At 51.1% G+C, this 20,155-nt stretch carries 16 protein-coding genes; 11 read left to right on the top strand and 5 right to left on the bottom strand.

Features of this window, described 5'->3' with window-relative positions; translation table 11 throughout:
* Positions 1 to 681: 681 nt before the first annotated feature.
* Positions 682 to 894 carry a DUF2839 domain-containing protein gene (locus ACQ4M4_RS20345; protein ID WP_430686292.1) on the bottom strand — a complete coding sequence of 71 codons (213 nt, stop codon included), beginning with the start codon at positions 892 to 894 and terminating at the stop codon, positions 682 to 684.
* A 77-nt stretch (positions 895 to 971) separates the two neighbouring features.
* The gene (locus tag ACQ4M4_RS20340) at positions 972 to 2,600 is read right to left on the bottom strand and encodes a helicase C-terminal domain-containing protein (protein ID WP_430686291.1); all 1,629 of its coding nucleotides are present in this window, start codon (positions 2,598 to 2,600) and stop codon (positions 972 to 974) included.
* A 48-nt stretch (positions 2,601 to 2,648) separates the two neighbouring features.
* Here ACQ4M4_RS20340 and ACQ4M4_RS20335 point away from each other — a divergent pair, with 48 nt between their 5' ends.
* From ACQ4M4_RS20335 to ACQ4M4_RS20315, 5 genes are all read left to right on the top strand, one after another.
* Positions 2,649 to 3,572: a prephenate/arogenate dehydrogenase gene (locus ACQ4M4_RS20335; protein WP_430686290.1), complete on the top strand. Its 924-nt coding sequence runs from the start codon at positions 2,649 to 2,651 to the stop codon at positions 3,570 to 3,572.
* 747 nt (positions 3,573 to 4,319) lie between these two features.
* The gene (gene sds, locus ACQ4M4_RS20330) at positions 4,320 to 5,291 is read left to right on the top strand and encodes a solanesyl diphosphate synthase (RefSeq protein WP_430686289.1); all 972 of its coding nucleotides are present in this window, start codon (positions 4,320 to 4,322) and stop codon (positions 5,289 to 5,291) included.
* Between the two features lie 16 nt (positions 5,292 to 5,307).
* On the top strand, positions 5,308 to 6,873 hold the full coding sequence (locus ACQ4M4_RS20325; protein WP_430686288.1) for an FAD-dependent oxidoreductase: 1,566 nt from the start codon (positions 5,308 to 5,310) through the stop codon (positions 6,871 to 6,873).
* A 235-nt stretch (positions 6,874 to 7,108) separates the two neighbouring features.
* The gene (locus ACQ4M4_RS20320) at positions 7,109 to 7,633 is read left to right on the top strand and encodes a cyclic nucleotide-binding domain-containing protein (RefSeq protein WP_430686287.1); all 525 of its coding nucleotides are present in this window, start codon (positions 7,109 to 7,111) and stop codon (positions 7,631 to 7,633) included.
* Between the two features lie 207 nt (positions 7,634 to 7,840).
* Entirely contained in the window at positions 7,841 to 8,677 is an 837-nt protein-coding gene (locus tag ACQ4M4_RS20315) for a SirB1 family protein (protein ID WP_430686286.1), read from the top strand.
* A gap of 165 nt (positions 8,678 to 8,842) precedes the next feature.
* Here ACQ4M4_RS20315 and ACQ4M4_RS20310 read toward each other — a convergent pair whose 3' ends face one another.
* From ACQ4M4_RS20310 to ACQ4M4_RS20300, 3 genes are all read right to left on the bottom strand, one after another.
* Complete coding sequence (locus ACQ4M4_RS20310; RefSeq protein WP_430686285.1) at positions 8,843 to 9,028, bottom strand: hypothetical protein; 186 nt, start codon at positions 9,026 to 9,028, stop codon at positions 8,843 to 8,845.
* Positions 9,029 to 9,280: 252 nt separating this feature from the next.
* Complete coding sequence (locus ACQ4M4_RS20305; RefSeq protein WP_430686284.1) at positions 9,281 to 9,709, bottom strand: tetratricopeptide repeat protein; 429 nt, start codon at positions 9,707 to 9,709, stop codon at positions 9,281 to 9,283.
* Positions 9,710 to 9,954: 245 nt separating this feature from the next.
* The gene (locus ACQ4M4_RS20300; protein ID WP_430686283.1) at positions 9,955 to 10,311 is read right to left on the bottom strand and encodes a HesB/IscA family protein; all 357 of its coding nucleotides are present in this window, start codon (positions 10,309 to 10,311) and stop codon (positions 9,955 to 9,957) included.
* Positions 10,312 to 10,903: 592 nt separating this feature from the next.
* On the opposite strand from ACQ4M4_RS20300, the gene ACQ4M4_RS20295 reads away from it, so the two are divergent.
* The 6 genes from ACQ4M4_RS20295 (at position 10,904) to ACQ4M4_RS20270 (ending at position 19,758) form a co-directional block, all read left to right on the top strand.
* Positions 10,904 to 12,526 (top strand): DUF6930 domain-containing protein, encoded by a 1,623-nt coding sequence (locus ACQ4M4_RS20295; RefSeq protein ID WP_430686282.1) that lies wholly within the window; start codon positions 10,904 to 10,906, stop codon positions 12,524 to 12,526.
* 427 nt (positions 12,527 to 12,953) lie between these two features.
* Complete coding sequence (locus tag ACQ4M4_RS20290; protein ID WP_430686281.1) at positions 12,954 to 13,388, top strand: photosystem I reaction center subunit II PsaD; 435 nt, start codon at positions 12,954 to 12,956, stop codon at positions 13,386 to 13,388.
* Positions 13,389 to 13,713: 325 nt separating this feature from the next.
* Positions 13,714 to 15,261, top strand: coding sequence for an anthranilate synthase component I family protein (locus ACQ4M4_RS20285; protein ID WP_430686280.1), 1,548 nt, complete (start codon positions 13,714 to 13,716; stop codon positions 15,259 to 15,261).
* Between the two features lie 448 nt (positions 15,262 to 15,709).
* A complete protein-coding gene (locus ACQ4M4_RS20280; RefSeq protein ID WP_430686279.1) occupies positions 15,710 to 17,122 on the top strand; it encodes a sensor histidine kinase in 1,413 nt (470 codons plus the stop codon).
* 69 nt (positions 17,123 to 17,191) lie between these two features.
* Positions 17,192 to 17,635 (top strand): response regulator, encoded by a 444-nt coding sequence (locus ACQ4M4_RS20275; protein WP_430686278.1) that lies wholly within the window; start codon positions 17,192 to 17,194, stop codon positions 17,633 to 17,635.
* Between the two features lie 977 nt (positions 17,636 to 18,612).
* On the top strand, positions 18,613 to 19,758 hold the full coding sequence (locus tag ACQ4M4_RS20270) for an ATP-binding protein (RefSeq protein ID WP_430686277.1): 1,146 nt from the start codon (positions 18,613 to 18,615) through the stop codon (positions 19,756 to 19,758).
* Positions 19,759 to 20,155 lie beyond the last annotated feature (397 nt).

Below are 20,155 nucleotides of genomic sequence, written 5' to 3'. Positions count from 1 at the left end.
AATCGGGCAAGCTCAGCAGGTCAGTAATCTGATGGATGAGCGCTCTAAAATCATCCAACTTTTGGGCCTACCTTACTGCCGTTACTACCTGCTTAATTAATTCCCAGCAACCTGCGGAATATCGGCTTGTCGTGAGTTCAGCCGTTGGCGCTGGCAGGAAGCGAGAAATCGCATCCGCAACAGTGGCGATGACCTCAAATAGTTGCTGAACGCGCAGAAAACCACTTCAGCCAAACTCACACGCTAATAAAACGTCAGTTGCGGTTAAGAGCTGTTCTGAGATTTGCGTGTCGCGCAAACCTCAGGTTAATAAGCAAGGGTCATCATGAAGCATAAAACCCTCGAACTCTGTGCTGCCCGTTGTGCGAGCGAGTTGGGGTTTTAGGGCCTGATTTTTAAGGGTGTAGAGGTACTTAGAAAGGCTTAGGGCTTACGCAGTTGAATAATTTGGGGGCGCTTAGCGCCCCCAAATTATTCAACCCCTGGTTTTTCGGATGAAGTGCGTAAACTCTAAGGCGATTGATGCGGTCTCCGGTTTTGCTCTGCAAATTGTTGCCCCCCCAGGATTGGTCATACCAGGGTTGTTTGGCCTGTCGCGCTTGGCCATGGCGATAAAAAGATGGCCTGTGCATGCAAGAGCGCGGGCCATCTTTTTGAAACTGAAACTCGGTGGGTTTGAGGCTAGTTGACTTGCCACAAACCCAGGCCAGGGCCAATAAAACGAACCACAACCCAGTACGCAACCAATAACCCAATGCCAACCCAGGCTCCGCGAGTGCTGAGCTTTACAAATTGCTCGGCTTGAGATTTCTTGATGGGAAGCCAGGGATAAACATTCGCTTCTTCGCCGTATTTCTCACCCAAGTTTTCTTTTCGTCGTTTTGAATCACCCATAAATATGTAAGCCGTTTTTGTGATCTGACTTCACCCTCGATGATACCGCTTTGTCTTACCCATCTAGTGCGGTTGGTTTAGTCGATGGGGGTGCAGTCAAAATGGGTGAAAAGGCTGGCATCAATATAGTTGATGCGCGCTAAAGGGGTGAGCGCAGCTAAAACTTGTTTGCCATAGCTGCGGTAGTTAACGCGGTTATCCAGCAGAGCAACAACGCCTTGAGATTCGCGCATAGGGGCGATCGCCCGCTGTAGTTCGCTCAAGGCATTGGGCAAGAGAAACAGACGAAACCAGTCTTGGCGATGCCGTTTGTAATAGTTGACCCGCCCTGCAATTAAAGGATCTTCTAAAGATGGAATGGGCAAAGTTGTCACGATGAGGAGTTGAGGTGCTGGGAGCGCGGTGTGTGAGTTGCGCCAAAATTCCCATCCTGTAACCAGAATGCCGTGTTCATCGAGCTGAGTTTTTTCGACCTGCACCCGAGAGCCATATTCTGCTGCGAGGGCAGAGGCGACTTGCGACTTGAGGGGAACATCGCCAACCAGCACAACCGTTAACCCTTGCCGACTGGTATTTGCGCCAAGCAATCCACGAATTTCGCTGAGAAGAGCGGGCTGAAATTGAGGGGTGTTGGGTAGGGGTAGCCCATCGGGCAGGTAGAGTTGAATTAGTTCTTGCTGGCGATCGGGACAGAACTTTAAGCAGGTGACATCGCCCAGGCCCAGCCTTTGGCGGTAGATGGGGGCTTCGGGTTCGAGATCGACGGCACCACCAATCAGAACCAATGGTTGCTGCGTCCAGATTGGCTCCAGGGCCAGAGCGAGTTCTGCTGGACAACCATGCAAAGAGATGTGGCCGTACTGCCGATTGACATCGGCCCAAATTAAGCGATTTTCGGAGGTGCAATGTTGGGCAAAGCGGTGCCACGGATGAGGCAAGTGAGCGATCGCCCCTAGGCGCAACTCTTCTGTCTTACGGTCGTCCACTTGGGGTTCGGGCTGCGGAAGCGGGGAGTCGGCTGCAAGTTGGCGAAGCAGCTGTTGCAGAATCGTGATTTCGGCTGCTTCTAGCAAAAAACAATCATAGGGATTGGGAGGATGCTGAAAAATCGCGTGGGTGAGACGAACGCGACTATCTCGAATCAGCTCGATATGTTCTGGATGAGCCAGCATGAGTTCATCCCAGGCGGTGGGCGGCAAATGGGCCGTCAATACCTGCCGAGCCAGAGTCTCCAAATCATCAGCGCCATCCAGAATAGTGGGAATTCCGGCGGGAAACCGACCCTCGTGGTTGAGGCGATCGCGCAGCCAGCTTTCGGGAGTGGTGATGAGCAAGCCCTGAAAGTTGGAATAGGGAAAGCGATCGCCTGTTTGGATAGGTTTTGGGGAGGGAAGCCACTCGCGCAGGCGCGGCAAATCTACCAACAGCAAGCGCTGCTGCAACTCCTGCGGAACAACCAAAATTGTCGGCTCTGGCCAGAGCAGAGCTGGCATCAAATAACTGAGGCGATATCGACCATGCAACTCAGCCGGAATTCCAGTTTGAATCAAAGCATTGCGACCCAGCCGCAGCGCACGCGCCACCAACCGCGCCATTGTAAGATGATGGTGCCAGTGAGGTTCTCCTTGCTCCCGCAAAAATGCGCGCAGCTGCTGATGGACTTCGGCCTCAATCACAAGCAATTCTCGGACTAGTGAGTTGAACATTATTGTGACACACTGCTCTAGCCACTTGGGGGCGGTGCGCTCGTCGGAATGGCAATTTATTCAGTAGCTGCCCCTGAAGAAGGATATGCAGGTGGTGCGAACAACACAGAAAGTCAAGGTGGAGTAATGAAGATTGGCATTGTTGGGCTGGGTTTGATTGGAGGGTCATTGGCGATTGATTTGCGATCGCAGGGCCACACCATTTTGGGCATGAGTCGTCGGGCAGAAACCTGTGAACAGGCGATCGCCCGTCAGATTGTTCACGAAGCCAGCCCCGACCCCAAGCTGGTGGCCAGTGCCGATCTGATCTTTCTGTGTACACCCTTGGCCGCTCTGCAAGACAGCGTTCAGCAACTCGTTCCCCACCTGGCTACAACGGCAATTTTGACGGATGTGGGGTCGGTCAAGCAGCCCATTGTGCAGCAGCTTGCGCCGCTATGGCCCAACTTTGTGGGTGGGCATCCCATGGCAGGTACGGCAGAGAGCGGATTGGATGCAGCGCTGTCAGGTTTATTTGTCGATCGGCCTTATGTGCTCACCCCAACTGAATCAACCCCTGCCCATGCACTGGCTACCGTAGCTGAGGTGGTGCGATCGCTCCGCTGCCGCCTGTACCAATGTGCTCCAGCCGAGCACGATCGCGCGGTGGCCTGGATTTCTCATTTGCCGGTGATGGTGAGTGCCAGTCTGATTGCAGCCTGCCTCAGTGAACCCGAGGCAGCGGTTTTGGAACTGGCGCAACATCTCGCTAGCTCGGGTTTTCGCGATACCAGCCGCGTGGGCGGTGGCAATCCAGAACTGGGCGTGATGATGGCCCGCTATAATCAAGCTGCCTTGCTCAACACGCTGCACGCATACCGCAACCAGTTAGACGGCTTGATTCAGCAGATTGAACAAGCAAATTGGGCCGCTCTCGACCAAGCGCTAATGCGCACTCAGGCTGAGCGACCCAAATTTGTGGAACCGCAGTAAGTAATGAATTTGGAATACCAACGGGTTCGCCGAAACGACGAAAACTCATGCTGGGGACGTTGAGCAATGGTGCAAGGTGAGCACTTGGCAACAGGCCCAATCGCTCAATCCGCCCTAAGCGCGCGATCGCTCCGCCAACATAAGTAATACATATACTGCCAACAAGTAAAACCCAGCCAAGATTGGAATAATGATTGGAATCCCCGAAATATTCATCGTTAGCCCTGCCCAATATTTTTATCGATAGTGAAAAAACTAAAACGAAGCAATCTGACCCATAGAAACCAGGCCAGACAATTGCTAAATACGCGAAGTAGCGATCGCCCAGCCAACACAAAGCCCTTACCATAAGGAAGAGCTGTACAGTCGTATTGCAATGGAAAACTCACACCTACAGGCAGATGCGTACCGCACAGCTAACCCGCTAAGCCGTTAGCAAATTGCCCAAAGCAAACCGTGAGCCGCCCAATCGCAACGAATGTTGGGGTATTAGATTTTGAAATACCTTATGCATGTAATCTAACACAGAAACATGAGGTACTGTGTAGTCGTTTTTTCAAAAAAAATGAATCTGTTTTTCCCAGGGCTAAAAAGCTCAAAGCCCCTGCCATGGCGACCGTATCAAAGCGACCAGTCTGCTCAATTTTGGAGCGAACTTCGGAGCAATTCATCCCATAGATGAGACGGTTAGCTTAGAATAATGGCAAATATGTAAAATTTCGTAACTTATATCTGAGACGCCTGTCCATGACTTCAGTCACTTCCCTTTTTGCTCCCGTGGAAGCCGATCTCTGCCAGATGACCGAGAATCTGAAGCAGCTTGTTGGCGCTCGGCATCCCATTCTTTACGCCGCTGCAGAGCACTTGTTTGGGGCAGGAGGGAAACGAGTCAGGCCCGCAATTGTGCTCCTCACATCGAAGGCAACCATGCCCGAAGCGGAAATTTTGCCCACCCATCGTCGCCTCGCCGAAATCACCGAGATGATTCACACAGCAAGTCTGGTGCATGACGATGTGGTAGATGAAGCCGATCTCCGTCGTGGTGTACCGACTGTGCATGCCAGCTTTGGTAATCGCATTGCGGTATTAGCTGGCGACTTTTTGTTTGCTCAGTCGTCGTGGTACTTGGCCAATCTCAATAACCTGGAGGTGGTGAAGCTCCTATCTCAAGTGATTATGGATTTGGCCGAAGGGGAGATTCAGCAAGGGTTAAATCGGTTTGATACGAGCCTATCGATTGATGAATATTTAGAGAAAAGCTATTACAAAACCGCGTCGTTGATTGCCAATAGCTGTAAAGCGGCTGGCGTGCTGAGCAATGTTTCGGATGAAATGGCCATGCACCTCTACAGCTATGGTCGGCATTTGGGGCTAGCCTTTCAGATTGTGGATGATCTGTTTGATTTCACCAGTTCAATGGATGCGCTGGGCAAGCCGGCTGGCTCTGATATGCAAAGCGGCATTTTGACGGCTCCGGTGCTGTATGCGCTGGAGGAAAAGCCTTACTTAGAAGGACTGATTGAGCGGGAATTTGCGCAGGAGGGCGACTTAGAACAAGCGATCGCCCTGGTGTTGGATAGCAAAGGGTTGGAGCGATCGCGCCAGTTGGCCGAACAGCATGCCCAACTCGCGGTCGATCATTTGGCCGATCTACCGTCATCCGAGTCTCGCCAAGCCCTTATCAATCTGGCCGATTACGTTCTCAGTCGCGGACATTAGTCGGCGGTGTTGTGCCATGTCAACCGTTGAATCCATTTTGTCGGGACTGGCGGGCAACCCACTCGCAGGATTGCGGGCAACAGATGCTCGTCTTGCGGCTGTTCGCCAGCAGTCTCTATCGATTTCCAATGCAATCGCCGAACATCCTGAGCCGCTGTCAGATCTGGAATGGGATGTGGTGGTGTGCGGTGGCACCTTGGGTATTTTGCTGGGCTGCGCGCTGGTGCAGCATGGTTGGAAAGTGGCGCTCGTAGAGCAGGGAATCCTGCGAGGCCGCGACCAAGAGTGGAATATTTCTCGCCATGAGCTGCAAACATTAGTGCAGCTAGGCTTACTAACGGCCGATGAATTAGAACAAGCGATCGCCACCGAATATAACCCCGCTCGCATTGCCTTTCATGGGGGTGAAGAGTTTTGGGTGCGAGATGTGCTCAACATTGGCGTTGACCCCGTCTATTTGCTGGAAACCCTCAAAACCAAGTTTTTGCAAGCAGGTGGCCGCCTATTTGAGCAAGCGCCATTCCAAACAGCAACGCTTCATCCCAACGGGGTGGCCGTATCCACAACCGCAACGCATGCTCAACGTTTGACAGCACGCCTGTTGATTGATGTGATGGGGCACTTTTCGCCTATGGCACAGCAGTCCCGCCAGGGAGAAGTACCAGATGCGATTTGCATGGTGGTGGGCACCTGCGCTACGGGGTTCCCTGCCAATGAAACGGGGGATTTGTTTGTTACCAACACCCCGACCGAGCACGACCGTCAGTACTTTTGGGAGGCGTTTCCAGCACGGGATGGACGCACCACCTATCTGTTTACCTATGTGGATGCCGATCCGCAGCGGCCTAGCCTGGAGCAGTTATTTGCCGACTACTTTGCGCTGTTGCCCAGCTACCAACAGGTAGAACTGGCGCAATTGCACTGGAAGCGATCGCTTTTTGGATTTTTTCCCTGCTATCGCAACAGTCCGCTCAAAACACGGTGGCATCGGGTGCTGCATGTTGGCGACAGCAGTGGTAGCCAATCGCCGCTCAGCTTTGGGGGATTTGGCGCGCTGATTCGCCATTTAGAGCGGCTAACGATTGGAATTGATGAAGCATTGCAGGCCGACTTGTTGGATCGGCAGGCGTTGGGGTTGCTGCAACCTTATCAGCCCAGCTTATCGGTTACCTGGCTGTTCCAAAAATCGATGAGTGTTGGTGTTGGGCAACCGATCGCGCCTGAGCAAATTAACCAATTGCTGGGAGCTGTTTTTCGGGAAATGGCCAACTTGGGTGACCCCGTGCTAAAGCCATTTTTGCAAGATGTGGTGCAATTTTCGGCGCTGTTTCAAACGCTGATGATGACGACGCTACACCATCCCAGCATGGTGTTCAAAATTGTGCCGCAGGTGGGTGTGGGGGCGTTGGTCGATTGGATGCGCCATTACCTGGGGTTAGGGGTGTACACCGGGCTTGCGCAAGTAGGAACAGCCTTGCAGCCTAGTCTGCAAGCGTTGGCTCCGCGCCAGCGATACTATGTGCAGCGATCGCTCGATGCCTGGATTTACGGCGCTGGGAAAGACTACCGCACCAAATCGTAGCGGAGCGCTTGAAAATCCTAGCTTTTGCGGACTCCACTCTCAACGTCTCACGTTATCCTTAAAGCAGGCAAAAGCAGGGTTCCACAAGGTCTCAGATTGCTTGGACACAGTACTCACTCGCCGATCAGCCAAGACCTTAGGCGCGCTGAAACCGCTTTTGACCAGTGCAAATCACAAACTCACGGGCTTGGGCTGGCTCTCAATCAGGCTATCTCAAAGGGATGGAATTTTAAGTATGCGGAAAGCGCTGTATTTGTTGGCGGCCATTAGCGATCGCGACTTTGATTGGCTGCTGCAAGTTGGCAAGCATCAAACCTTAGTAGCAGGCTCCACACTCATTACCGAAGGGCAACCCATTAGTGCGCTCTACATTGTGCTGGAAGGAACCTTTTCGGTCTCGGTTGGCAGCCAAGGAGAAATTGCGCGCATTTCCATGGGAGAAGTTCTGGGCGAGATTTCGTTTGTGGATGCGCGGCCACCCACCGCAACGGTTAAGGCCGTTGAGCCCTCATTGGTATGGGCTATTCCACGCACCCAACTGGTTACCAAACTTTCGCAGGACGTGTCGTTTTCATCTCACTTTTACCAGGCGATCGCAGCCTTTCTATCCGATCGATTGCGAAGTACAGTAAGCCGTTTAGGCTATAACAAAGACTTTCCACCGTCAGACCTGGAAGGAGAAGGCGAACTCAATCCTAACTTAGTCGCCAAACTCGATCTAGCCAAAGCTCGACTGGAGTGGCTGCTGAACCATTCTTAAAGCCAACCTGCCTACTGCAATTGGCAGCCGAAATTAACGATATGCAAGTTAACAGCAAACTCCACCCTGCTGCATCCTGTCGTGGCAACGCGCTACACACTCCGCAGAAGACTACCCGATGGTGAACCATCGTGGGCAAGTCTTCCAAAGCCTTCACGCCACATCCATTTACATCAAACCTGTCAACAGAATTCTAGATAGAGCCAGATGGAAAATTCTCAGGCACGGCAGCAGTTTTATCACGCTATTCATCGGCCCGATGAGGCCATTGATCTAGCAACCGCAGCGCTCTATATCGCACAAGAAGAGTACGCTGACTTAGACCCAGCAGAATATTTAAATGCGCTGGATGTTATGGCAAAGGAAGTTGCGGCTCGCCTACCCACCCCCCGCTATCCCCTACGTGTGATTCAAACAATCAACGAGTATTTGTTTGATGATTTGGGTTTTGCAGGCAACTCGCAAGATTACTACGATCCGCGCAATAGCTACCTCAACCAAGTCATCGATCGCCGTACCGGAATTCCGATCACCCTGTCGTTGGTGTATTTAGAAATTGCGCGGCGAGTGGATTTTCCCATGGTGGGCGTGGGTATGCCAGGGCATTTCTTAATTCGCCCGTTGGTCAATGAGATGTCAGTCTGTGTGGATGCGTTTGGCCGAGGCGAAATCCTATTTCCAGAAGATTGCCAAACGCGGCTCAACCAAATTTATGGCACATCAGTCGAAATGCAGCCTGCTTTCTTTGATGAGGTGACATCGCGACAGGTGTTAGCACGAATGTTAACCAACCTCAAACTGATTTACCTGAATCAGAGTGATCTGGATCGGGTGTTAGCGGTGGTGGAACGGCTGCTGTTGCTGTATCCCGATGCTATTACTGAGCAGCGCGATCGCGGCCTTTTGCGGTATCAACTGGGCCATTTATCGAGCGCCATTCAAGATTTGCAAGCGTATCTATTTCACAACGCACAGGCACAAGATGCCGCCCAAATTCAGCAAATCCTTCAGCAAATTCAAACAACGCTAGACAATGCTCGTTAAGCAGCCTACCTTGCGTGATTTACCTACCTTGCTTGATTCATCTAGGTCATTGCTAAGAACCACCCCAAATATGGAGGAGGCTCACTCCCTCGTAAACCAGGAGCAAGCCTCGCGTTAGTAGTTAACACAGCAATTATTTGGGGATAGTTTCTAACGTCAGATGCGCTATTGTTCGATCTGGGTCAATAGTTCCAAATTGTCCGGATCAACATAGTGGCAGCTTGCATCATCAACACAAATTAATGCCCAACCCGATTGATCGATACCCATGAACTTATACTGACCTTCCTGAATGAAAAAGCCACGATGATTCCGGGTTTCGGGCTTTACTTCTACATTTTCAGGAAACATAGCACCATCTCCTTAAAAGACTAAGACGGTGATTAGCGATAATTAAAGCTAATCACTGATTTCAGTGAATCTTATCATTAGTTTCACTGAACGATCCATTAACTATCGTGAGCAATCATTGCGATCGCTAAATAATTAAATGGTTTTGTTGGCCACCAGGAAAATTTGCAAAAGGTCGCATTTTCAAGGGTTTTGGGTGCTAGGTTCCTGAGGGTCGGTGTCAATTTGAGACATGTTAAAAGTTAAGCGATATTACTCGTCTCCGAATAACCACGCTTGAATGCGGGTTAGGCTCTTCCAATCCGAGCGTCTGCTTAACCCTTCTTCAATATTCTGTTTAACTTCATCGTGCAATTCGGGAACTGCCAACATCATTTGTGCTGCCAGTTCGACTTGGTCGCGCACTCCACTTTTGGCAGTTTCTAGCATGGCCAGAGCCAGGTTGACTCGCGCTTGTGGATCTTGAGGATTGAGCTTTACTGCTTTTTGTGCTGCCTTGTAAGCTTGGGTTGGCTTTTTGTCGAGCAGGTACAACCAGGCCAAGCAGGTCCAGGCGGGGCTGCTTTTGGGAACTCGATCGCACACATCTTTGAATAGCGGAATCAGGTCGGCGGCATTTTCGCCTGCCTGATAGCGCTCAATTCCCTGATCAAAGAGTTCCTCGACGGTCACTTCCGACATAACGCGCTTACAATTCCAATTGCAAAATTTAACCTAAGAAAATATAGCGCATTCAGGGTTCGCTCGCTTGGGCTGAATGCATGGGGAGGGGCAGGGAAATTCAGCGATCGCCCCCAGGGTGACAATAAAAGAAAACCCTCACAGTTCTGCGGCCAACTTGGGCATCGCAAAACTCTTGAGGGTCAAACAACCGATGGAGTATCAATTAAAGCAATTAAGGCAATGGAAACTTGGCGGGGCGATCGCTACGAGAAAGATTTGCCGCAGCCGCAGGTTTGGTTGGCATTGGGATTTGTAAACTGAAAACCACCCCCAATCAGCGCGGTGCTGTAATCCAACACAAGTCCATAGAGGTAAAGCAAACTCTTGGGATCGCATACCACCTTAAACCCGTCGTAGTCATAAACTTCATCATCTGGACGGATGTTGGAGGCCGATTCAAAGTCCATTGTGTAAGACATGCCTGAGCAGCCACCCTGGCGCACGCCAACCCGTAAGCACAGATCTTGCCCACCCTGACTTTGCTGTAAGGCTTGAACCTGCTTGATAGCGGTGTCGGTCATCATGATGCCGCGTTGTTGGGTTTGTGATGATTGTGTCATTGCTGTGAACGACTCCTATTTGCTGAGTGCCTAATGTGCTGGGTGTGGGTCTGCGGGTTAGCTGGAATCTCTCCAGGCTAACAAACAACTATCTTTGGAGGAACGGACTCCGGACTAGCGGACGCCGAATGAACGAACAACGCAGACGGGCAAACCGGGAAAGATTCGTCAGACGTTTTCTAGATTGAGTGGCCTGATCGAATTAGGGCATCGTTTTGAGCAATGTCCCTAGTTCGATAGTAGCGGATTAGGAATAAGAACCGTTACAAACCTAGAGTGGTATCTGTTTCTAACGCAAAGATGGGTGATAAGGGGGTGCACGACAGAGTTTGCAAGGGTTTTTCTAAAAATTGGGCGGCCATTTGAGCGTTCGTTGCCATGATTTGTCAGGTCGCATGTCTCCATCTTTCTTTGAATCATTACTATTGAAATACCGTTGAAACTCTGGCTGCGACGAGCGCTCTGTGGAGAGTGCTTGGAAGTTCTTAGAATAGTGGACGAGTCGCTGCGATCGCTTGAGCCTAAAACCTGAGCGCGTTGCTATCTGCTTCGCCGTTTGAAGTCTGGGTCATTTTTGTTAGTGTTTTTGCCTATGTCTGGTCTTACTCCATCTACTCGTCGTCGTCTTCAACAGTTACCCAAGCTCCCCAATGTCTGGGAAGGCGATCGCCGTTCTTTGGGTAGTGATACTCTATCGACCTCCTCGGATGCGACGACAGAAGAGGACTGTATTTTGTGGATTGATGGAGTCGATGAGTCGGTACGGGCTATGGATATGGTGCCGTCGAACTCGGGGCCAGAGGTTGTTGTGCGCACGCTGCTACGAGCGATGGAAACCCCCAGTGGCCCGCAGGCCATGCCCGCTCGACCGAACAAAATTGTGGTGCGCGATCGCGAAATTCAATTCTTCCTACGGGGCGTCTTGCAGGAATTGGACATTAGCGTGGACTACGTGCCTGAGCTGCCGTTGATCGATGAGGTCTACCGCAGTTTGCAAGAGTTTGTCAGCCGTCGTCAGGCCAAACTGCCCGCCGCTTTTGCCGAAGGGTTACAGGCGATCGCCCTCGACATTTGGAACGATGCCGCCTGGGATCAGCTCGATGAAGAAAAGATCTTTTCCATTGAGCTAAACCTGGGCGAGTCCATGACTCTGTATGCTTCGGTTCTGGGATTGTTGGGCATGGAGTACGGGATACTGCTCTACCGTTCCCTAGAGTCGCTGAAGTCGTTTCGTCAACAGATTTTGCTGTCGGAAGATGTGCCCGAGCAGCTCGAACGCGCCTTTTTACAACAGGACTGTTTTTTCCTAACCTTCGATCAATCTGCCGTTCAGTCAAATGGCCACATCAGCGACGACGACAGCGCCATTCACCCTAGCTATGGCTCGCTGCATCCACTCGAAGGCATGCGCATGGTGCTGTACGACGAAGAGGCGATCGCCGTCTTGCTAACCCTGACAGCGTTGCATAAATTCTTCCAAGAACACCTCAACGACCTGGACATGAATCATTTTCCAGCGTTGACCCAGCGCTACCGCTTGCCCAATCCTGCGCAACCGGGCAAGCGAGTTGGGGTTACGGTCTCCACCCTGCCCGATGTGGCCGATGAGTTGGCGCAAATTACCGCCGATTTGCCAGATGAGCTGTTCGAAGATTTGGATTTGGGAGTGGTTCCCATTTTGCGGGATGACCTCATTCCTGGCGATGCGTTCTACAGTTTAGGCGCCATGCCGCTGTCAGTTCTGGAGCCATTGCGCGAAAGCGTTAAGGTGCATCAGCCCGCCCTGGCTGACTTGCCCAAAAAATTGGACTGGTTCCCGGTTGTGCTCATTCAAGCATCGCGGCCCAAGGCCATGGCCCTCATTGCAGGGTTACAAGAGGCGGGTGGGCTAGAGGCGATTTGCTTTAATCCGGGCGAAGATCCGTTTTCCGAAGCACAGTACGACCTGGGAATTTTGAAAACCTATAACGGCGAGTTGCACTTGTTCGGTGAGTTTGATGACCAGGACCCGGTGCATATTGAAGCTCGCAAAAAATGGGATCAACGCTGCAAGAAAACCAAGGGACAGTGTGGATTGGTCATTGCCAAGGGCTTTACTGGCAGCTCCCGGGGCAATCCGCAACCCAAAGATATTTTGGCGTTGTTTGAAGTGAAATCGCTCTCGCCGCAAGAGTTGGGGCTTGGCCCATTGGAGTTAGTTCGGCAAGACGAGTAATAAGACGAGTAATCTGCATTCACAACCTTGAACCCAAACCAGTAGGACGAATACCCGCCATCCAGCGATCGCCTCGTTTGGGATGATCTTGGGATAGTCTGTGGGTTTGGCTCATTTGCCCCAGGCCAAATCCACGGCAAACGATTTAACGATGCAACTCCTGACCATTAGGACTGACGCACCGCACCTCATCCGAAAAACCAGTGGGTTGAATGGTGTTTGAAGTGCTAAGCGCTCCAAACACCATTCAACTGTGTCAGTCCTAACCATAAAAAATTGGGTTAAACCATGATGCCGAAATGGATCTCCATTCGCTCACTTTTGTGCTTTTTAAGCCTTGTCTGAAGATCTGTAACAGTTCCTGAACAATCTGATATATCGACTTTTTGGAGTGATAGGATTCCAAAAAATGTTCAGGAAAACATTCATGACAGATACGCTTACTGGACAAACTCCTAAATTCGGCGGCAGCACCGGCGGGCTGCTCAGCAAAGCTGAAACAGAAGAAAAATATGCCATTACCTGGACCAGTCCCAAGGAACAGGTTTTTGAAATGCCTACAGGCGGCGCAGCCATCATGCATGAAGGCGAAAACCTTCTTTACGTAGCCCGTAAAGAGCATGCCATTATGTTGGGTGGTCAGTTCCGCACCAAGTTCAAGCCCCGGATCGAAGATTTCAAAATCTATCGCATCTTCCCCAGTGGTGAAACCCAATACCTGCACCCCGCAGATGGTGTCTTCCCCGAGAAGGTGAACCAGGGCCGCGGATCGGTGAATGCCGTGCCCCGCAATATTGGCAGCAACCCCAACCCCGCCAACATCAAGTTCAGCGGCAAAAACACGTTTGATCCGGATGTTTAATCCTTAAATTAAGGTTGACTCGCCATTTGGCTGGTGAAAAGGGTAGGCTAGTTCCTACCCTTTTTTAATGGGATGGTTTCTGTCTTGGGATGAATACAGTTGTGCGTTATTCTCAAATATTTGGATGAATGGTTGGATGGGTTCGCGGTGTGTCTGCGTTCCATTCCCCGTTTGTCTGCCAGGGATGATGCACTTTGCACAGAATGCTCAGCGTTTTGAATGATGTTTCGTGGACTAAGTCTGCACAACATCATTCAACTGCGGAAGCCCTACTTGCGTAAACCTTCATGTTTGTGACCCATCTCCTCAACCTCTGCAAGCAATTATGATTTTTCCTGACTTTGAACAGTTCTGCGATTTGGCGACTCAGGGAAATTTTGTCCCGGTGTACCAGGAGTGGGTGGCAGATATGGATACGCCGGTGTCGGCCTGGTACAAGGTGTGTGCCGGACAGCCTTACAGTTTTTTGCTGGAGTCGGTTGAAGGAGGCGATCGCATTGGTCGGTATAGCTTTGTGGGGTGTGACCCGCTGTGGGTGCTAGAGACACGGGGCGATCGCACTACACAAACGCATCGCGATGGCTCGGTGCAGGTATTTGATGGCGATCCGTTTGTGACGTTGAGCAATTGCCTCAAGCCGTTTACCCCGGTTAAGCTGCCGCAGTTGCCACCAGGCATTGGTGGGCTGTTTGGCTTTTGGGGCTACGAGCTTATTCATTGGATCGAGCCACGAGTTCCGGTGTATGCGGCGGGTGAGCAAGATACCCCCGATGGATTATGGATGCAGATCGATCATTTGTTGATTTTTGACCAGGTGCAGCGCAAGATTTGGGCGATCGCCTTTGCCGATTTGCGCGATCCGGCGGTGGATCAGCGGGTGGCCTACGACAAGGCGTGCGATCGCGTACGGCAAATGGTGGATAAGCTGCAACTGCCGCTCTCAGGCCGCGACACCATTTTGGAATGGACACCGCCACAAAAACCGCAGCAGGGCAAAGCCGCCGCCGCATCGTCGTTTAGCTACACCAGCAATATTTCTAAAGAGCAGTTTTGCGCCAATGTCGTCAAAGCTAAGGACTACATTCGGGCTGGCGATATCTTTCAAGTGGTGCTGTCTCAACGGCTTTCGACCCAGTACAGCGGCAACCCATTTTCGCTCTATCGCTCGCTGCGGCTCATCAACCCATCCCCCTATATGGCCTACTTCCAATTTGGTGACTGGCAAATCATTGGTTCCAGTCCCGAGGTAATGGTCAAAGCCGACAACGACCCCGATAGCCCCAACAAAATCGCCACCGTACGGCCCATTGCGGGAACCCGTCCCCGTGGCAAAACCCCCGCAGAAGATACCGCCTATGCGGAAGATTTGCTGCAAGATCCCAAGGAAATTGCCGAGCATGTGATGCTGGTGGACTTGGGCCGCAATGACCTGGGACGGGTGTGCCAAAGCGGCACCGTTTCGGTGGATGAGCTGATGGTGATTGAGCGCTATTCTCACGTCATGCACATTGTGAGTAATGTAGTGGGCAAGCTCCAGCACAGCAAAACCGCGTGGGAGCTGCTAAAGGCCACGTTCCCGGCTGGCACGGTCAGCGGTGCTCCCAAAATTCGAGCGATGGAAATTATCCACGAGCTGGAAGGCGGCCGACGAGGTGTCTATTCTGGAGCCTACGGGCTGTATGACTTTGAGGGGCAGTTGAATACGGCGATCGCCATTCGAACGATGGTGGTGCGGGCCAATCCCAACGGTGGCTCTACGGTGAGTGTACAGGCCGGAGCTGGCCTGGTAGCCGACTCGGAACCTGAGAAGGAATACCAGGAAACGTTAAACAAAGCGAAGGGAATGCTCGAAGCGATTCGATGCTTGTCTTAGGTTCAGTTAGCTTCCACGTTCAGGTCTGTTTGGCGATCGCTGCGTCATTGAAGGACATTACTCAAGGACATCACTGAATCTAGCGATCGCCATGTCTTACCAGCCCCGTGAGCAAATCCAATAGCGAATGGACTTACGCAAGTTCACTAAATCTGGTGTGTTTATGTTGTGGGTGGGGTGCTTCGCAACTCACCCACAATCACCCACAATATAAATGCGTAAGTCCTGAGCGAATCTGATGCGGTCAGCATTGCTCAGCGCTTGGGCGAACCAAATCAGCCTTGGCTCTTTAGGCTCTTACGCGAGGGGTGCAAAGGCGCTAGGGTGTTGTGAGATGTCTATCGTAGTGTTGCGGTAGCATAGCCAAAATGGATGCTTGTTCGCCACCGTTGCGGACAAGGCTGCATAGACCTACTCGCGTTGAGCACGCTATTCGGCAAGACTGGCGATGAAAGGAATCTCCGACAAAGTTGTGAGAATTGGGTTTGGGCTATCGCTGTTGTTGTTAGGCAGCATTGCCCTCCTGGCAGTTGTAAGTGTCAAGCGATCGCTCTCCCAACTTCGATGGGCAGAGCACACCCTACAAGTAATAGACCTGATTGATGCCACCATGCTGGGCATGACCGAAGCCGAAGCCGGACGACGAGGCTACATTCTCTCGCGGGAAATTGCCTTTTTTGGAGACTACAACCGAGGCTTAACGGCTGCACAACAAAATTTGGCTGAGCTGCGGCAGCTTACCCAAGACAACCCCACGCAACAGGAGCGGCTCGATCGGCTAGAGCCCCTAATGGCTGAACGGTTGAACTTGCTTCAGCAGTCCATGTCTGTGGCGCAGCAGCGATCGGGCGATACGGCAACCCAGCAGTTGATTACGCAACAATCGATTGCTGTGCAGCAGAATGTACGCCAATTACTTTGGCAAATGGAGAAAGCAGAGTACAGGTTGCTTGAGAGGCGCTCGTCTGCGGTGGAGCGATACATGAGTCGCTCACTGCTGCTGGCTGGGTTGGGCTTGGGCTTAAGCTTCACACTCCTGGGGATGGTGTACTGGCTACTCCATCGCCAAATTTGGGTGCGGCAACAGGCTGAGCTAGCGCTCTCGCAGGCCAACCAGCAGTTGGCAACCCTCAACAAAACGCTAGTTGACTCAAATCAAGATTTGGAGCAGTTTGCGTATGTTGCATCGCATGATTTGCAGGAACCCCTACGGGCTGTGGCAGGGTATACGCAGCTGTTGACAAAAGAATATGGCGATCGCTTTGATTCTACTGCTCAGCTCTACACCACCTACATTGTGGATGGTGCCAAGCGCATGCAGCAGCTCATTCAAGACTTGCTCACCTATTCGCGCATTGGTTCCAAAGATTTGAACCTATCATTGGTGAATATGAATGAGCTAGTGGCACTGGTTCAGCAAAACTTGGAGGTTGCGATTGCCGAAAGCGATGCCACAATTACCAGCGACACCCTGCCAACGATCGTGGGCGATCGCAGCCAGCTACTACAACTGCTGCAAAATTTAATTAGCAACGCCATCAAGTTTCGAGCAGAGCACCCGCCTCACATTCATATCTTGGTGAGTGGCAATGCCTACCAATGGCAATTTGGTGTGCAGGACAATGGAATTGGTATCAAATCGCAATATCTAGAACGCATTTTCGAAATTTTTAAGCGGCTGCATACCCGCACTGAATACAGCGGAACCGGCATTGGACTAGCCATCTGCAAAAAGATTGTGAACCGTCATGGCGGTTCTATCTGGGCAGAATCAACTCCCGACGTTGGCACAACCATTCACTTCACAATTCCAGCTCAGCTCGACCTGTCATGCCCCCTCGACATTCCAGACAATGTATGAGCAATGCCCCCCGTTCGGGCTGCCTCATTTGCACCCTTTACAAAACCTACTGCTTTTATGGCTGCTGCAATGAATACCCAAATTCTCCGCCCGGTTGAAATTTTACTGGTAGAAGATTCACCAAGTGATGCTCATCTCACCATGCAGCACCTTCGGCACGCTGAAATTGCCAACAACCTCAATTGGGTGCAGGATGGCGAGTCTGCCATCGATTATGTGCGTCAGCGTGGAGCCTATGCCAACAGCCTGCGTCCCGATCTCATTGTGTTAGATCTCAATCTGCCAGGGATGGATGGGCACGAGGTACTGGCTGAAATTAAAGCAGACCCACAGCTAAAAATGATTCCTGTGGTCATTCTGACAACATCGATCAATGAACAAGATGTTGCCCAATCCTATAACTTAAATGCCAACTGCTATGTTTCCAAGCCGTTTGATATCCAGCAGTTCATTTACGCCATTCACATGCTGCGAGATCACTGGCTAACCGTGGCCAAGTTACCGCTCAGTTAACGGTTCAAGTCCTAGACTTTGCACACAAAGCACATTTTGACGCATGAATTGCAGCGCAAATCTGCCGGATGATTCGTGCCCAAGGTTGCAGATTGGGGCGATCGCACAACCACTCCTGCTGACGAAACACCCAATCGACCCTGCATGAATGTTACGCGGCTCTAGCACGCATACTTCAAAAAGCCATTCGCGCGCGGGGTCTTAGAGGATGCTTTAAAAGTGACAATTGCGACCCGAACCGCCTCCTACATCCCCCAACATTGGGGGACTGTGAAGAAAAACAGGGGCGGAAGTTCGCGAGAGTTGGGGGGTTGGGGGCGAACGCAGAACATTTGATCCTTCTCAGACACCCTCTGATGCAGCGATCGCTTTGGCTGGTGTCCATGCTCAGCCGCAAAAATCGTTAAGGTATTGATGAATCAGATTGAAAACTCTTAAGGGACTGACCGCACGAGTTTAAGCCCTAGTGCTCAGGTCAACCTTCACAATCTTTAGTTGAATAAACAAAGAAGGGAAAGTTATGAACTGCGTGCAGGACATGAGCAATCTCTTCTTCGCTTTCTGTAGATGCAGCCCCAAGCAACGATTGGCAAGTCAATTGCAATCTATAAAATAGGGTCAAGCTGTACCAAGCTTGTACACCCAGAATGCTCTCGACAAAGAGAAAAAATCTCTTTGCTTTGCAAAAAGAGTCTGGAACAATTGCAACAGAAACTTGCTAGGAATGTAGTTGTTTGCATGGTGTTGCCCGACATGGCACCCAACTCAAAAGCTGTTGATGCCATGTATCTAGTTGTGTCCTGTGGTTGATGAACCTAGAGATGTTGAAGTCGTTTTCTTAGGTGATGGGATCGGTGCTAGGCACGGGTCTTGTTAGGCGACTGGCCGCTTGTGTGCTAGTTGCTCTATTGAATGCTAGACAACAATTCCCATAAAGCAAATTACAAGACTCATCGTTTGGGTGCAGTAACAAGGTGATGGATATCTTGCTGATTGAGGACAGCCCTACTGATGCAGATTTAATTCGGCGTGCATTTCTCAAGCTGGACAGAGCGGGGTGGACGCTACACTGGGTGGAACGTTTGGGTGATGCGGTTCTTCGCTGCCAAACATCGTCATTTGATGTGGTGATATTGGATTTGCAATTGCCGGATTCGGATGGAGATGAAACGGTTGTGGAATTTTGCACAACGTTTCCCGATATTCCGGTGGTGGTACTAACCGTGACCGATGACGAGGAAACGGCGGTAAGAGCGGTTTCGTTGGGCGCGCAAGACTATTTAGTGAAGGAACAGTTCACTCCGCAGTTGCTGGCGCGATCGCTCCGTTATGCCGTAGAGCGGGGACGAATTTTGAAGCGGTTGCGCAACAGTGAGCAGCAAGTAGTTGATGCATTGGAGCAAGAGCACCAAATAAACCAGCTCAAGTCGAGCTTTATTTCGATGGCATCTCATGAATTGCGCACTCCGTTGGCAGTGATTCAAACAGCAGTGGCTCTGCTGCGGCACCCCAACAGTTCTTTTTCGGATATGGTCCGCAGTAACTATTGGGATCGCATTACTGCTGCGATCGCCCAAATGACTGATTTGCTCGATGAGGTGTTGCTCCTTGGCAGTTTAGATAAAGGTGGCTTTCAATACAAGCCACATTTGCTAGACCTCAACACTCTGTGTCACGAGTTGGTAGAGAGCTACCGCTTCAACAACACATACAAGCAAACGTTCATTTATACCCATCACGGCTGCTGCAGTGAGGTTTATACCGACCCATCCCTGATTGCCTACATCCTCAACAATTTGCTGTCAAATGCAACTAAGTATTCACCACCCCAAACCGAAATTCGGGTTCACTTGGAGTGCAGTCAACAGGCGATCGCGTTGACCGTTAGCGATCAGGGCATTGGCATCCCCTTAAAGGAGCACTCCTATTTATTTGAAAGTTTTTATCGCTGTACCAATGTTGGCAAGATAGAAGGTACCGGATTGGGATTAGCCATCGTTAAGCGCTGTGTCGATCTGCATCATGGGCGAATCGAAGTGCAGAGTACAGCCAACAAGGGAAGCACGTTTCGCATTTCGCTCCCGGTTGAATCTTTGAAACCGCAGTCCAGGTTCAGAGTTTAGGTCTACCTGGCGCAAACTCTAGAGTCCACACAGGCTAACCCACAACTTTCATGCCTCCGAGTGGATTGCGCACTGTGCAACCCGCAGAAACACCCTGAACTGAAACTGATACAAAGCGTTGGCTAGAGCTTTAATACAACCAGGCTGATGCGTGAGATGCTCAACCGTCAACGATGACGCAGAGCATCCACGGCTCTGATGCGTTGGGCGATCGCATCGCAAATGCTCAGAAAATCGCTCTTCTCAGAATGTCATGAACAATAGACATTTGGCGATCCCCATTTCGATCCCCGCACGAGAACTGTGTCATGAATTCATGACATTTCGATCCCAGAATGAGTTGATTTGTCGTAGAACCCTCAAAAATAAAGAACTCCACCCCTTGACCAATTCTGCG

Origin of the sequence: Leptolyngbya sp. AN02str (assembly GCF_050565595.1) — a bacterium.
Classification (GTDB): domain Bacteria; phylum Cyanobacteriota; class Cyanobacteriia; order Elainellales; family Elainellaceae; genus Kaiparowitsia.
The sequence above is the reverse complement of the archived record's forward strand: the minus strand, read 5'-3'. Positions and strand labels throughout refer to the sequence as shown.